16 protein-coding genes are annotated in these 14616 nt (G+C 44.4%); 4 read left to right on the top strand and 12 right to left on the bottom strand.

Annotated features, from left to right (window positions below; genetic code table 11):
• Positions 1-19: 19 nt before the first annotated feature.
• Positions 20-559, bottom strand: coding sequence for a hypothetical protein (locus MHI42_RS00435; RefSeq protein ID WP_342422328.1), 540 nt, complete (start codon positions 557-559; stop codon positions 20-22).
• A gap of 464 nt (positions 560-1023) precedes the next feature.
• On the opposite strand from MHI42_RS00435, the gene MHI42_RS00430 reads away from it, so the two are divergent.
• Together MHI42_RS00430 and MHI42_RS00425 are read left to right on the top strand one after the other, a co-directional pair.
• Positions 1024-1233: a helix-turn-helix transcriptional regulator gene (locus tag MHI42_RS00430; RefSeq protein ID WP_342422327.1), complete on the top strand. Its 210-nt coding sequence runs from the start codon at positions 1024-1026 to the stop codon at positions 1231-1233.
• 334 nt (positions 1234-1567) lie between these two features.
• On the top strand, positions 1568-2260 hold the full coding sequence (locus MHI42_RS00425) for a helix-turn-helix transcriptional regulator (protein ID WP_342422326.1): 693 nt from the start codon (positions 1568-1570) through the stop codon (positions 2258-2260).
• A gap of 375 nt (positions 2261-2635) precedes the next feature.
• On the opposite strand, the gene MHI42_RS00420 is transcribed toward MHI42_RS00425, so the two are convergent.
• The 3 genes from MHI42_RS00420 to MHI42_RS00410 are packed head-to-tail and all read right to left on the bottom strand — an operon-like array spanning position 2636 to position 5141.
• Entirely contained in the window at positions 2636-4042 is a 1407-nt protein-coding gene (locus tag MHI42_RS00420) for a HEPN domain-containing protein (RefSeq protein WP_342422325.1), read from the bottom strand.
• 18 nt (positions 4043-4060) lie between these two features.
• Positions 4061-4606, bottom strand: a complete 546-nt coding sequence (locus MHI42_RS00415; RefSeq protein ID WP_342422324.1) for a hypothetical protein — start codon at positions 4604-4606, stop codon at positions 4061-4063.
• A 34-nt stretch (positions 4607-4640) separates the two neighbouring features.
• Complete coding sequence (locus MHI42_RS00410; protein WP_342422323.1) at positions 4641-5141, bottom strand: hypothetical protein; 501 nt, start codon at positions 5139-5141, stop codon at positions 4641-4643.
• A gap of 639 nt (positions 5142-5780) precedes the next feature.
• Between MHI42_RS00410 and xerS the strand changes: the two genes are divergently transcribed.
• Together xerS and MHI42_RS00400 are read left to right on the top strand one after the other, a co-directional pair.
• The gene (gene xerS, locus MHI42_RS00405) at positions 5781-6875 is read left to right on the top strand and encodes a tyrosine recombinase XerS (protein WP_171716268.1); all 1095 of its coding nucleotides are present in this window, start codon (positions 5781-5783) and stop codon (positions 6873-6875) included.
• Positions 6876-6935: 60 nt separating this feature from the next.
• A complete protein-coding gene (locus MHI42_RS00400; RefSeq protein WP_342422322.1) occupies positions 6936-7814 on the top strand; it encodes a pentapeptide repeat-containing protein in 879 nt (292 codons plus the stop codon).
• Positions 7815-8055: 241 nt separating this feature from the next.
• On the opposite strand, the gene MHI42_RS00395 is transcribed toward MHI42_RS00400, so the two are convergent.
• From MHI42_RS00395 to MHI42_RS00360, 8 genes are all read right to left on the bottom strand, one after another.
• Complete coding sequence (locus tag MHI42_RS00395) at positions 8056-8529, bottom strand: hypothetical protein (RefSeq protein ID WP_342422321.1); 474 nt, start codon at positions 8527-8529, stop codon at positions 8056-8058.
• Between the two features lie 583 nt (positions 8530-9112).
• Positions 9113-10405, bottom strand: a complete 1293-nt coding sequence (glp, locus tag MHI42_RS00390) for a gephyrin-like molybdotransferase Glp (protein WP_342422320.1) — start codon at positions 10403-10405, stop codon at positions 9113-9115.
• 211 nt (positions 10406-10616) lie between these two features.
• Positions 10617-11123, bottom strand: a complete 507-nt coding sequence (locus MHI42_RS00385; protein WP_039299317.1) for a DUF4178 domain-containing protein — start codon at positions 11121-11123, stop codon at positions 10617-10619.
• A 103-nt stretch (positions 11124-11226) separates the two neighbouring features.
• A complete protein-coding gene (locus MHI42_RS00380; protein WP_042137790.1) occupies positions 11227-11637 on the bottom strand; it encodes a DUF350 domain-containing protein in 411 nt (136 codons plus the stop codon).
• A 126-nt stretch (positions 11638-11763) separates the two neighbouring features.
• On the bottom strand, positions 11764-12432 hold the full coding sequence (locus tag MHI42_RS00375) for a PspA/IM30 family protein (RefSeq protein ID WP_039299055.1): 669 nt from the start codon (positions 12430-12432) through the stop codon (positions 11764-11766).
• Between the two features lie 80 nt (positions 12433-12512).
• On the bottom strand, positions 12513-12851 hold the full coding sequence (locus MHI42_RS00370; RefSeq protein ID WP_342422319.1) for a hypothetical protein: 339 nt from the start codon (positions 12849-12851) through the stop codon (positions 12513-12515).
• Between the two features lie 97 nt (positions 12852-12948).
• Positions 12949-13881, bottom strand: coding sequence for a dihydroorotate dehydrogenase (locus tag MHI42_RS00365; RefSeq protein WP_042137792.1), 933 nt, complete (start codon positions 13879-13881; stop codon positions 12949-12951).
• Entirely contained in the window at positions 13874-14578 is a 705-nt protein-coding gene (locus tag MHI42_RS00360) for a dihydroorotate dehydrogenase electron transfer subunit (RefSeq protein ID WP_342422318.1), read from the bottom strand. Before MHI42_RS00360 ends, MHI42_RS00365 begins: the two co-directional genes overlap by 8 nt.
• Positions 14579-14616 lie beyond the last annotated feature (38 nt).

Below are 14616 nucleotides of genomic sequence, written 5' to 3'. Positions count from 1 at the left end.
ATATCACCTTCTTTCGTTGTTATGCGTAACTCAGAGTTAAGATACGGAATAATGAGTTCGGATTTTTAAGCCTGAGTTCAAAAATTTGAGCCAGTGTTAATTTAGTCTGGTAAAACAAGTCCATCATTGATTGATTGAATGGTTCGAGAAACAGACATTGCAAGGCATCTTTGATATCCATTTGCTCTAGGTGGCTGAAATTGTTATATGTATAGTGGTGCGTTCCGATTTGCTTAGAAATTTCTAAAACCTTGAATGGGAACATTCTCATCCATGGATATAATTGCTTTTCTCTTACCTGTTGGACAAGATTAATGCGATCCTCTTCAGTTTTAAGGAAATGATTTAATTCATACTTAATGGCAATAGCTTTCTTAATGGCCTTCTCTTCAAACCCCACCTTACTCATAACATCTTCAATGCTGAGTTGCTGTTCAGGCTGGCTAATTTCACTTGACATGTTTTTGATCCCCTTATTATTGATATGGATAATACCTTCAAATACCTTTGTAGCACTCAAATCCGTAGAATATCTGTTGCTTTTTGTTAGTTTGATCATTTATATCTCTCCTCTTATAGGTAATCTGTTGTAATAAATCGGGACTTACGAAGCAACATGTGTATTAATATAGTAAATTATGACTATTAACGCCATTTAGTAATTTCCAAAATGGATTTATATAACATATGTCACCATTTTGGAATATTGTCGTTTTTTGGCATGAACGATGTCGAATTATGACGTACTTTGATTATTGCATTATCAGTGTTGATTATTGGTTGTTATACGAACTCATTAACTTGTACTAATTATGGATACACAGGAAGCGTTGCACCCTCTTTCTTATGCATTAATTTTACACCAAAGCGAATATTTTTTCGTCTTGTTGGATATAATCATAATCGATTCCGAGTAACCTGTCAAGATTAAAGCGTAATTATTTCCGCTTTAGTGGAAATATCTCTTCTTAGATGTATTTCCACCTTAAATATGATATTATTTTTAAAGGAAGGAGAATGTTGATGATCTCATTTGACCCACTTCAGATTACATTAATTAAAAAGAAGATATCAAAAATGGATTTTGTAAAGATGGTTGATATCTCTCCCACAACCGCCTCAAAGATGTGGAAGGGCGAATATGTTGCTATGAGTGTTATTGATAATATTTGTAACACTCTTGAGGTTCCAATAACCGATGTTATTGAACATATACCTGACAATGCCAATTAAAGTACATATGACAGCAACGACTAAAAAGTATTTGTTTATTATTGTATCACCTCTCTCCATTATCAAAGTTTGATAATCAGCGATTTTGGGGATGATTTTAAGAGTCGCTGAATTTAAAATTTTCCCGTTATAGTACCTTTAGCAAAGTGATTGCAATAAGTAAATATGGTTTGCTACGGAGACAAGCAATTGTCTCTTATTTAATTATTGAAGATATATTGTTTACAGGAATTTACGGATTGTTTTATTACGTAAACAACTGTATATTGGTAATATAATCTACTTATCCAACGTTGTCAACAATTATAAACAATATGTTTACAGGAGAATACAAATGGATATTACTAATGAACAGAAGTTTGGAGAATATATAAAAGAATTACGAGAAGAAAAGGGTTATTCCTTGCGAGATGTGGCGGATCTATGTAGCTTTAGTGCTGCTCATCTTAGTAATCTTGAGCGCGGAAAAAATACAAGTGGGAGAACTGTCAAAGCAACCCCGCAAGTCATCATGGAATTAAGCAAAGTTTACGGGTGCTCCTACTCTGTTTTGATGGAGAAAGCGGGTTATGGCGAAGTCAATTATATCTATAACTCTCAGGCCGCAAAATTTTTATTTTCAGAAAATGAAGAGGATTTACCTACTGTTGAACTAATTGGCGAAAGGATTCAGAGGTTAATGCTTGATAGAGGATTAACAGTCAAGGATTTATCTGCACACATATCATATTTTGAATATAGATCTAATGAATTTTCAGTAATAAAATATGATGAAGACTTTATAAATAATGTTTTAAACAATATTAGTGATCCTCCAGGTAAGTTTATTGTAGCTGCCGCTGACTTTTTTCGGGTAAGTTGCGATTGGCTGTTAACTGGAAAAGAATACGCTTCTTTTCGCGATTCATCCAGAGAAATTACTCGGTTGCTCAATGAAGCTAAAGATCATCTTTCAAAGGTAAAAGAAGTTTACGAGCATGAATTGCTACGACCAAAAGAAAACGAAAAAGAGACGCACAGTGACTAATAATCACCAGTGCGTCTTTTTTATTACCATTTCATATGATTCAAGTCGGGCATGAGTGGATTGAACTTATCTGTAATGCCCTTTAGCCAGCCTGTAAGACATTTGCGAAGCCACTGAAGTCTCCCCCACTACTGAACCCCTTGTAAACATAAAGACCAAACAGGACTATTGAAAAAATAGCAGATGCGCTCAACATTAAAGATCTACCCGTCCTTCTCCAGTTTGAAGATGATTTTTCAAACGAATAGTACATACTGCAATACCATTCACAGCTTACATAACGCGTTGTAATTAATGACTAATTGTCCGAAGTTCAAATATGCAGACACAAAGAAAAAGCCCTCGAGAGAGTCTCAGGGCTTCTAATCCTCTTACTCAGACGAACAAATCCTTCCTATTATTCAAATACCCTATCCAATTTTTATTGGAGTTTAAAACCGACCAGAGGAGATCATCCGAAATACCTATCTGTCTAAGTATTATATTTAACATTATTAATTTCAAGCTCTCATTAATACTCATAAACTGATGAGAAGAAAACAATTTTTCGCTTTCTTCTCCAAAATGGGTATTGTAATCTCGATTTATCCGAACAATATCAGCATATCCACTAACTTTTAATCCCATAAGCACCAAATCTTTAATTTTAGGATCTAATGATTTAATGATTTCTTGAATTCTCCTTTGGAAGCCAAATTCATTTGCGTACTTCAATGTTGCCGCCAGTTTATTGTATAAGTCTCCTGTTGCTTCTTCCTTTATAGACAGTAACATTGTACTCTTTATCTGCTCATACAAATCTTCATCAACATATTTATTGTTATCCAAGTAACTGTCCCGATGTGCACTTTCAAGAGCTTTACTATATGCCAAGAATTTATCTTCGAGAAACATGTACTTGTCATTCACAATGTTATTAACATAAATCAAGGTACTTGATGTAATTTTCAATGTAAACCAATTATTTAATATATTCTCGATCTCATCTTTAATCAATGTCAAAGGGATAACAAACCCTTTGCGTGGATGAATTTTAGTTTTCTCGTAATCATTATATGAAATAGGATAATATCTAATATGCTGTTCGATCGTTGAATACTCAACGTATTCCATGAATATATTGGTATCTGTAAGAATAGTTAGCAAATCCTTAAGTTTCTTGGCAACAATCTCATACCATTCTAAAGTTTGGGATTGTTTCGGCGTTATGGTAACAATATTTTTGTAAGATAGTTGCTGGTATGAGAAATTCTCACCTAAATTTTCAAATCGATAGTTGAAAGAAATTTCAGCTTCTAATTCTCTTATCCATGATTTAACTATCTCAACGCTCCCAATAGATAATGACATTCCACTCTCAAGGGGCTTAAAATCAATCGGTGAAAAATTTACCCATTCATTAAGATTAGAAAATTCAAACGAAAGTTCTGATAATATAATATCTCCAAGCGTCTGATAACGTTCTCCAATTATTAACTTTGTGAAACTCAGTTTTAGAATACTATGTGGATTACTATTTCCAACACCATATTTTATGTCTTGATTGAGAGGAAATCCGTCAAACAGAGTAACTGCTCCCTCAAGGCAGTTCCCGTGAAGTACAGCTAATCTTTGCGGATCATTCCTAACTTTAAAAATATTTACTTCTTCATCATTTAGTTCTAATAATATCTCATTGACCCTAAACTTTAGTACCCCTGCAACTTTATTTTCTTCCTCTCCAGGAATCCACCATACTCCTGGAAATTCAAAAGAATCATAAATTTTAGGATAATTGCTCAACTTAACATCGCCTCTTTTCTAAAGATCATCTAAAAACTCTTTGTCAAAATTCTCTTTTGTTGTTTTATTGATAATGACCCAAGGGCTATCTTTATCAACAGTTAACCTTGAAGCGGAAATAAGCCAACCTTTATTAAAAGTGTTCTCAGTAAAGTCAGATGCACGTTTAAAGAACACTGTGACAAAACTCTCGAGATCAACCACGACATATTCTTGTATACCTTCAAGTAGATAATTCTTAGCTTCTCTTTTAGAGTCAAATCTTAGAGCTTTAATTATCCCTTCTGTATTTATAAATCGTTCAAGCATAAAATCCAGAATTCTCTCTGTCATATTTCTGTCAAACTCTATTGCTATAATTCCAGATGCAAAACATGATATAAAAATTTCACGGATTAGAAATGTCTCACTAATTAGCTTTTTCTGATTAACAAACCGATTAAACTTTGCTCCACGTTTAGGACGCTTTCTATATCCAAACGCTTGCCAAGTCCAATCATCTAATACCATTTTTGCAGATATACCAGTCAATTCGCCTACAAACTCTTTTACACTTTGAGTCATTGTTATCATTCCCTGTAAGGTATTGTTAATAAAATCACCTTTTAAAAAGAGTTTTCCAAAATGACCTTCTGTTTGTTCTCTCGGCTATGTACTCAACTCCTGCAAGGGTACATACTCTTTGAAAATAGAGAGGATCGTCATCATCAAAGCCATAAACTGTTTCAATAAACTCTTGAACATCCTCAATCATATTTATATTGACTATCCCCTGCAGGAATTCACTATATTCTTTAGAATTCACATATTCATCGTATTCCCCAGACTTATACAACTGTATAGATTTATTGATTTGATTCGCTCTGTTATCCTCAATAAACGAACCGATTCCGCTGAGTGAGACAATCAACGCATCCATAATCTTATCATTGATGATTTTATATCTAATAAGATAAGCAATGTATATCTTATTCGCTTTAATGATTGTTTCTTTATCACATGGAAGAAGAGACATCCTTCTAGCCATTTCACCCTCTTTTCCAGAAGATAGAGCTGCTCCATATGCGTTAACAATTTTCTCTGCTTGTTCTAGTTTCATATGCTCCCCCAATCTAAATGGATCGAAAAGCAGAACAATTACTTTGTCGTTATACGTAATATAGTAATATTTTACCACGGAAGATAGTATGTCAGCATCTAATATTTGGTTGCTATGGATGTTGATTAAACGCGAAAAGGCACATGCATCTGTTGTGGGCAGACGTACATGTACCTTTTAAAAGTATCTATTCTAATCGTTGATTATTGATTAATTCATTTATCATCTTTCTGATGCATTTTTTTAGATTCGAAAAGTCACAAAAAACTAATTAGAAAACTGATAAAACAAGCAATAAAGCCAGCATAGTCACATGCTTTGACTCGATTTACAAATCACAAATAGGTCACAAAAAGCAGTCAAAACAGCGTTTTTCCAGTCATTAATCAGTAAAAGTCAGTAAATAGAATTTCATCACAAACCCTTTAACAGTAAGCTTTCTCAGTGTTTTCAAGGACTTTTCAAGAATTTAAAATTACCTTATATGAAATTTACTTCACATCATATAACTTTGTTACATCAGGAGCAAGGGCACTGCCTTTCCCGGAAGCAGATTCAAGCCATAAAATGCTAAAAACATGTTAAGATAGAATGACAGCCCTATCGGGCTTCCGGCAAACTATAAAGAAGGTGATTCCTATCAGTATTCAAAAAAACACCGACCGGAAAAACCTCGACCAGCGTCTGCCGCAGATGCCCTGGTTCGTGCAGCAGTTCATCGATTATAAGCGTCCGGATCTGTCCCCCTCCACGCTGCTGGAGTATATCCGTGATTATGAATCCTTTTTCGGCTGGCTGCGCGGTGAAGGTCTATCCGCAGCTGCGAGCAATACTGAAATTACGCTGCTCGATCTGGAGACCCTGCATATGGACAGCATCGTCGGCTACCGCCTGCATCTGACTACCCGGGCTGAGAGTGCGAATACACGTGTTACCGTGTCCCGCAAGCTGTCCGCGCTGCGCTCCCTTTTCCACTACTTAAGCCAGATTGCGGAGGATGAGAACTTTTATCCGCTGCTTAAGCGTAATATTATGGCCAAGGTGGAGATCAAACGGATTCACAAACCGAAGGATACGGCCGCCAAGCTGAAGGGCAAAATTCTGGAGGATGAGGAGCTGCTGGAATTCGTAGGCTACATCTACGAGGGTTATGGCAAAGATGTAGAAGCCAACAAGCAGGCTTATTATTCTTTTCAGCTGAACCGTGAACGGGATGCCTGTATTGCCAGTCTGATTCTGAACTCCGGCCTGCGCGTATCCGAGGTAGTCAATCTCAATGTGGATGATCTGGATGTGAACAACAAGCTGCTCTATGTCTTCCGCAAGGGTCATAATGACGAAACCTTCAAGACTCCGGTCTATTTCCGCGAGCAGGCCAAGGACGATCTCAGCTTGTATCTCAGCCTCCGCCAGTCCAGATATAAGACTCCCAAACGGGAAAAAGCGCTCTTCATCACCCTGCCAAATGGCAGCACTGAGGGCAAACGGATGACCAAGCGGGCGATTCAAGAAATGATTATCAAATACGCCAAGCGGTTCGGCAAACCTTATCTGACTGTACACAAGCTGCGGCACTCCTTCGCAACCGACTATTATCTGCAAAATGATATTTACAGGACAAAAGAACAGCTCGGACATGCTTCAACTGAAACGACCGAAATCTATGCCCATCTCACGGACAAAACAATGTCAGAAGCTATTGAGCGCCGTCTGGAGAGTGAATCTTCCCAATAGTCTGACATTTGCGGAATGCTCAGGGCAGAGTCTCATTAATTATGTGGAGGTATTATTCCTTTGATTGAAAATTATTTAAATTGGACTGAAACTCAGGACACTGGACTGCTTGAGCTGCACTCTGACTGCCTGGACTGCTTCGGCCTGTGCTGCGCGGCGCTCCCTTTTGCCGCTTCGTCCGACTTCGCTATTGATAAGAATGCCGGACAGCCCTGCCCCAATCTGCGGGATGACTTCCGCTGCGGAATTCACACGGAACTGCGGGAGAAAGGCTTCCGGGGCTGCACAGTGTATGACTGCTTCGGAGCCGGGCAGAAGGTCTCTAATCTGACCTATGGAGGCCGTGACTGGCAGCAGGCCCCTGAAACCGCCGGGCAGATGTTCGAGGTCTTCCTGGTGATGCGCCAGCTTCATGAGCTGCTCTGGTATCTGCGGGAGGCGATAGCATTCCCCGGCGCTGATATTCTGCATGATTCTCTTATGCTGATGATAGAACGAACCTTGAACCTGACTACACTCAGCCCAGAAGAACTCCTGACGCTAGATGTGCCAGTTCAGCGCGCTGAAGTCAACGAACTGCTGCTGCGCGCCAGCGAATTGGCACGCAATGCCGCGCGGGCGCAGCTGGAACCCGCTCCCAAGCGGCAGAAAAACTACGGCCGCGGGGCTGATCTGATCGGCGCCAAGCTGCGTATGGCCGATCTCCGCTGTGTCAGCTTACGCGGCGCATATCTCATCGCCGCTGACCTCAGCGGTGCAGATCTGCGGCATGCCGACCTGATTGGCGCTGACCTCCGCGACACGAATCTGAGCGGCGCCGATCTGCGGGATAGCCTCTTTCTTACCCAAGCGCAGCTGCAAGCCGCTAAGGGAGATTCGGCTACCAAGCTGCCGGGATCGCTTACGCATCCTGAGCACTGGTCAGTGAACAAAGGTTGAGACTAAGTTAGGTTGCTCTACTGTTTTATATAGCAACAGGTGGCTAGTTACTGGCGTATTTGTGTGTTGATTGAGGTTTTCAGACTGTCTGCTCCATATCTTCGGATACAAGCGCATTTGTTCACCTGATTCTCCTTTTTTCAGCCGCATGCGAATGATCATGGGTATCCATATGCCTGATTCGGGCTTTACGCGACATAGCAGCGGTTTGAAGCGTACTTCTGCTTCTGAGCTTAGACTATCAAGAAACCCGGATCGTAGTTGATCCGGGTTTCTTTTTGATTTTCATTAAGTATTCTGAGAACTTAGGGCTTTCCCTTGTAACCCGTTTTTCGGGATGCGCATTATGAAAATAGGAGCACGATGGGATGATCCTGCTGGCAGGTTGCTCTAACTTTTTTCGATTTTCTATTGTGAATTTTTCATATGTTGTAATATTAGAATTAGCCCCGTTGCTGCCCATAGCAAAATTAAAAATATTCACATCAATTTTAGCCTTCACCACAGTAAGTATTGGACCTTTTGGTCTGTTGGGGCAAGATTTTACGTTTTCAACCCGTGACGTGTGAGGAAGACTGATTACTTTGCCAAATCTTGCACAAAATACAACAATCCCCTTATGATTCCGGCTATAATCGAGAATTGTTGTACAAAATGCATCAATTCTCCTCCCCCAAGCCGTTGAGCGAACCAATTCTTGTATTTCATACAACAATCTCTCTGAACACCCCGATATCTTGGGGTCCGAGTTGCATTACGTACAACATTTAAGCCGCTACGATATGAATCTTAAGCAAACTTAAGCATCATCCCATGCACTACAGCATCTCATGCACTACCAGTAAGTCACTTTTCTATTATGAATTTTTCATATGGTGAAAATATTAAATAAAATATAAAACCAAACATCAAACGATAGTAAGACATTAAGCGATAGTAACATCAAGCAATAATAAAACATCAAACGATAATAAGACATCAAACGTTAAAATACATTAAGTGCCTACGTTTTATCAGCACTCATAAGTTGTTCAACCCCAGTATTCCCTTTACATTTTCTCACAAAATGACATACTCAGCATGACCATACGCTTGTCCATGCTGATGAGCACCCATCTATGAGGTTTCGCCCAGGTTCGGTTTCGCGCGTCCGCGTCCGGGTTCGGGTCCGGGTTCAGGTTCGCGCGTCCGGGTTCGCGCCCGAGCTCTACTTGCTCTACTTGCTTCTGCACAGTTCCTTAACCTTTCCTTTCAAAGCTGATATCCGCTTCTGTTGAGGTTCCCGTCTCCCCCACTATTCACCCCCGGATCTCCCCCGGCAGCTTAAGTACGGTTACCTTATCCCCGGAATTCATCTGCCCGCTATCCGGCGGAATGACGATGAGGCAATCGCTGTCTTTGATCGTAACCGTCACGGAGGATTCGTCAACGCCGGCTGGATATGCATAGAGAACGCCCTCCCGGATCTCCAGCCGGGCCCGGACATACCGGGTGAAGGAGTTTACCCGCTTATAATCCACGCCAAGCGCAGCAGTCCATTCCGGCAAAAAAGGCTGCGCCGCCCCCTGCATCAACCCGATGACAGGCCGGGCGAACAGCTGGAACCCTACAAAGCAGGCTCCCGGGTTGCCTGATAAGGCCAGCAGAATAGTCCCTCCACGTACTGCTGCGGTTGTAACGCTGCCCGGTCGCATGGTTACTTTGTTAAACAGCATTTCGCCGCTTTGCTCGCGGATCAGATCACCCATAATGTCATAATCTCCGACGGACACACCTCCAGTAGTAATTACAAGATCATAGCTCTCCAGTGCCATCTGGACTTTACTCCGGGCAAGCTCCAGATCATCAACAATCGCACCAAGCATTACGGGTTCTCCGCCTGCCTCCCGTACAAGCGCCTCCAGCATAGGAGAGTTGCTGTTGCGGATTTTGCCTGGAGCCAGCGGCTCGTCCACCTCAAGCAGTTCAGTCCCGGTGGCGAAGATTGCTACCTTAGGTTTGCGATGTACGGGAACATTCGCGACACCCAGCGCAGCCAGTGCAGCGATATCACCGGCACCGATTATTTTCCCCTCAGGCAGCACCAGTTCTCCTGTCCCCAGCTCCAGGCCGCGCGGCGTAATATGAAGACCCGCCGCTTGCGGCTTGCGAACGCCCACATAAGTAACACCATCTTCCATCCGGCTCTCTGTGGCTTCCAACATAATTACAGTGTCCGCTCCATCCGCAACCTGCGCTCCGGTCATGATCCGCGCAGCAGTCCCCGTCGTAATCTCTCTTGACGCTACTGCGCCGCAGGGAATAACATCTACCACCTCAAGCCACACCACGCTGTTATCGCCAGCCGATGCTGTATTTGCTGCGATAACTGCAAAGCCGTCCATACTTGAGCGGTCAAATGCCGGAAAGGGATGCGGTGCATGAACAGACTGGGCCAGATAGCGCCCGCAGCTTTGATTCAAAGGAACCTCTTCATCCGTAAGGGGGATTGCATATGCTGTCAGCCGAACCTGAGCCTCTGTCACCTGAAGCGCCGAGCGCTGAAATTTATCATTGGTATATTCCTTGTTATGGTTCTCTGGGTTAGCCATGGAAGTAGTCCATCCTCCTTGTTAAGTTGGCAGTTTCCTGCATCTGCTGAGCTACGCCCATTTTAACATGCGGCACTACAAAGGGAAATTCAGCTCCGGGCTGGCTCGCACGCAAAAAGGGACGCACACGGCCTGTAACAGGCAGTTGCATCCCTTAATCTCCATACGCTTCAGTTGTTAACAGACTGATCTCTTCTGCTCCATGTTAACCTTAAGACGCGCGAATCACTCTGACATCAGCCGGAATGACAGTTTCACCTTCATAAAGCATGAACCGGCCATTCTGCCATTCCACGCGCAGCAGCCGCGAATCATCCGACTGGTACTGCCAGACATGCTGCTCTCCGCCATTCATGTAAGGAGTCTGGCCTGTGACTGCTGCATACCCCTCGTATTCTTCCTCCAGATAAAAGGTACAATCATCCAGCTCCAAGGTAGCCGGTACCTCGGAAGGGCTATCCAGACGCCCGTCGATCGGATGATATAATCTGTATTGCAGCTGTTCCCGTTCTTCAATATACAGATAGGAAATCTGGCTTCCGTCGCGAAGCGTCAATACAGCAGCATTGCGGCCGCTGGTCTTCGTCCGGCCCGTTACTTCGTAAGTTACCAAAGATACTTCGCAAATATCTCCGGGAGACAGGTCGAGCATGCTTTTGGGCGCAGCGGGCGCCTCCGGCTTCGAGAACATATTACCGATCCTTTTCCATAAACCCAAAGCCATCAATCCTCCTAAAAGTTTTGTCAGGATACACTACATCGATTTTTCTTCGCAAAACTCGCTTCGAAAGCATCCGCTTAGTTGTGTCAGAGTAAGTATGTTATCCACGAATAAATGCAGCAATAATTAAAGCCCCGATTACATGCAAAGAGCCTGCAAGCAGACCGTAGCCGACTTTGCCCAGCTGAGTGCCATGGTCGAGATCAAGCTTGCCCACCCTGCCCAGCAGCAGCTCGGCTGATTTTTCCAGAACGAACAACAGTACAAAAGATACAATAGAGACAACAAGCGCTTCCCCAAGCCGGCTAGCCGCAGCAATGGATGACGATAAAATATAGCCCTGAGCCCCCAGCTTCAGCACAAAGCGCGTAGTGACTGCCATATTGCCTGCTTTGAGTTCTTCCAAATCATCATAACGGGTAAACAGCGAATCCACGAACATCAGCACACACAGCAGTACTGCGCCGCTGACCGTCCACACTACCATGGACACCAGGGTATGGAAATCCATTGCTTTAGCCCCCGCTTGTTCAGATTACCTTCCAGGTAAGACAAAGATAAGGCGAAGGAGAAACCGCTAGTTCTGTCTCCCCTTCGCCTGTGGACAACCGCCTGAACTCCGGCTTATGCCAATATATTATTGTTTGTCGTACTGCTTCATCAATGCAGCCAGCTCATCCTCAACCGCCTGGTCTTTACCCAGCTTCTCGAATTCATCATCCAGCGATTTGTTGCCGGAGCTCATCTCGTTGCTGGCTTCTGCCTGCGCTTCTGCCTGAAGCATCTTGTCTTCCATCCGTTTGAGACCGGCGGAAGCCGAATCGGAGCTGAATCCGCTCATGGCTTTGTTGATTTCAGTCTGCGCCTTCGCTGCGTTGTAACGGGCAACAAGGGTCTCACGTTTGTTCTTCATCTGTGTAAGCTGTTTGCGCATTTCTTCGAGCTTGCCGCGGAGATTGTCCGCTGAAGCCTTGTTCTGGTCGAAGCTGGTCTTGTACTCTACGAGCTTGGCTTCAGCCGATTTCTTCTCTTCCAATGCACGGCGGGCCAGATCTGCATTACCGGCTTGTGCGGCAGCGTGTGCCTGCTGGTTACGCTTGTTCACCAGTGCTTCCTGCTCTTCGTACAGTTGCTTGAACTTCTTCTCAATAGCGATCTGGGCAGCTACCGCTTTCTCCGCATCTTCCAGATCCTCGGTCATATCACGAATGTATTGGTCGGTCATTTTGACCGGGTCTTCCGCTTTATCAATAATCGCATTCACATTGGACATGGTCAGATCACGCAATCTTTTAAATATAGACATGGTTCATTCCTCCAAAATAAAAGTTAGTTGCTCATTTGGTATCTTTTACGCAGGGAGTGCCACTATCGTTTCAAAAATTGTTAAACCTTCTGCAATAAATATTGGTCCACTTTGGTATTCACAATATTTACGACTTCCATAATGCCCTCTTTGGTCAGATTGTCATAATGAATTCCCATTACAACAGTGACTGTCCGGTTCAGCGCTGCTGCTGCCCGGAGTGCAACCGATTCGCTGATCGTATGCTCTTTATGATGCGGGACCGCTGAAGTCATGACCCTGGCAGTGTCACCATCCATATAAGCGGTGCTTGCCGCACCGATATGACGGACACCTCCGGTAATTAGCAGCAGCAGGTCACGGCCAACCGTGATTTCAGACAGCTCAATGTCATCAGGATGCGGCTGATCGGATGTCATAACAGAATTCCCCCTACCCATTATATTAACCATGGCAAGTGAAGATCTCTCAGGCTGTGCAAAAAAGTTATGCAGAATCGCAGGATCAGCCTTCCAGCTATACAATACCGCGGATTTCATCCAGCGAGCTGATATTCTCTTCAGCCATAAACTGCTGCAGTTCTTCGACAAGCGTACTGCCGGCCCGTAAATTCATGAAGTTGTACGTTCCTACTTGAATGACGGCTGCCCCGGCCATAATGAATTCAATAATATCGGTAGCTGAGGTGATGCCGCCCATCCCGATAACCGGAATGGATACTCGTTTGGATACCTGATGCACCATCCGCAAGGCTACAGGCTTAATGGCAGGTCCAGACAGACCGGCATACAGATTATTAAATACACTGCGGCGGCGGCGCACATCAATCTTCATTCCTGAGATCGTATTGATCAGTGAGACGGCATCCGCTCCCTCAGCCTCACACATCTCAGCCATCTCTGCGATATCCTCGGCGTTCGGCGACAGCTTCACGGCCAGCGGAAGACGGGTTGCTGCTCTAACTGCCCGGACAACCTCAAGCGCTGCCGGAGTCTTCACGCCGAAGGCGATGCCGCCTTCCTTCACATTCGGACAAGAGATGTTCAGCTCGATCATATCCACTGCCGGTTTGCCTGTAAGCAGGCGGGCATCCGCATCGCGCTGGATCAGCTCGGCGCCGAGCACGTAATCAGCCAGCGTGTTGCCGCCCAGATTCACGATACGCGCCGTGTCCAGTGTCTCCCAATATGGGAGCTCCTTGGCCAGGAAGGCTTCCACTCCCGGATTCTCAAGTCCTACACTGTTCAGCATGCCCGAAGCTGTCTCATACACGCGTACACCGGGATTTCCCGCTTTGGCATGGAGCGTCAGCCCTTTGCCGGAGATTCCGCCAAGCAGGGACACATCATAGAGCTTGCCATATTCACGGCCGAAGCCAAACGTGCCCGAAGCCATAACAATCGGGTTCTTGAAATGAACACCGGCAATAGTAGCAGTTGTATTAATCATGGAACAGCACCTCCCCAGCCAGGAAGACGGGGCCGTCCGCGCAGGCCTTCCGTTGTCCATCCTTGCAGGATACACTGCAGACGAGACAGGCACCGATGCCGCAGGCCATGCGGTTCTCCAGCGACAGATATACGTCAGGACGCTTGCCGGCTGTTTCCGCAGCTATGCCCTTGAGCTGTGCCGCCTTCAGCATGGGATGGGGACCGCAGACAAATATGTGATCATAGGCCGTGAAATCCACGCTGTCTAGAATGTGGCCACCCACATCGACGGTTAGCTCGGCAGCAAGCGGACGGAAGGCTTCGGTACGAAAAGGTTCCCGGCTGAAGCCGAGGTAGATGTCACTCTCCGGAAGCTCCTTGGCGCAGTAATAGAGCGGAGCAATTCCAATGCCCCCGCCTACTAACGCGACCTTACCTTCCACATGCGGGAAGCCGGTGCCGAATGGCCCTTCGAGTTCAAGCTTGTCTCCCGGCTTCAGTCCGGCAAGAATCTCCGTGCCTTCCCCTACTACGTGATACAAAAAATCAACACCGCTGTCATTCACCTGATGTATGCTAAGCGGTCTGGACAGCAGCGGATAGGCTCCCCATGCCCGCAGCATGTAGAATTGACCCATCGCACCGCCGTTACCTCCTTCAACCACCAGGTGGTATACTCCGTCTCCAAGCCGCTCGTTACTTATCACCGTCGCCACGTTATCAAGCTCCTTCAAATTTAATCTTATTAACCATG

This window comes from Paenibacillus sp. FSL E2-0178 (assembly GCF_038593005.1).
Lineage (GTDB): Bacteria > Bacillota > Bacilli > Paenibacillales > Paenibacillaceae > Paenibacillus_AQ > Paenibacillus_AQ phytohabitans.
The sequence above is the reverse complement of the archived record's forward strand: the minus strand, read 5'-3'. Positions and strand labels throughout refer to the sequence as shown.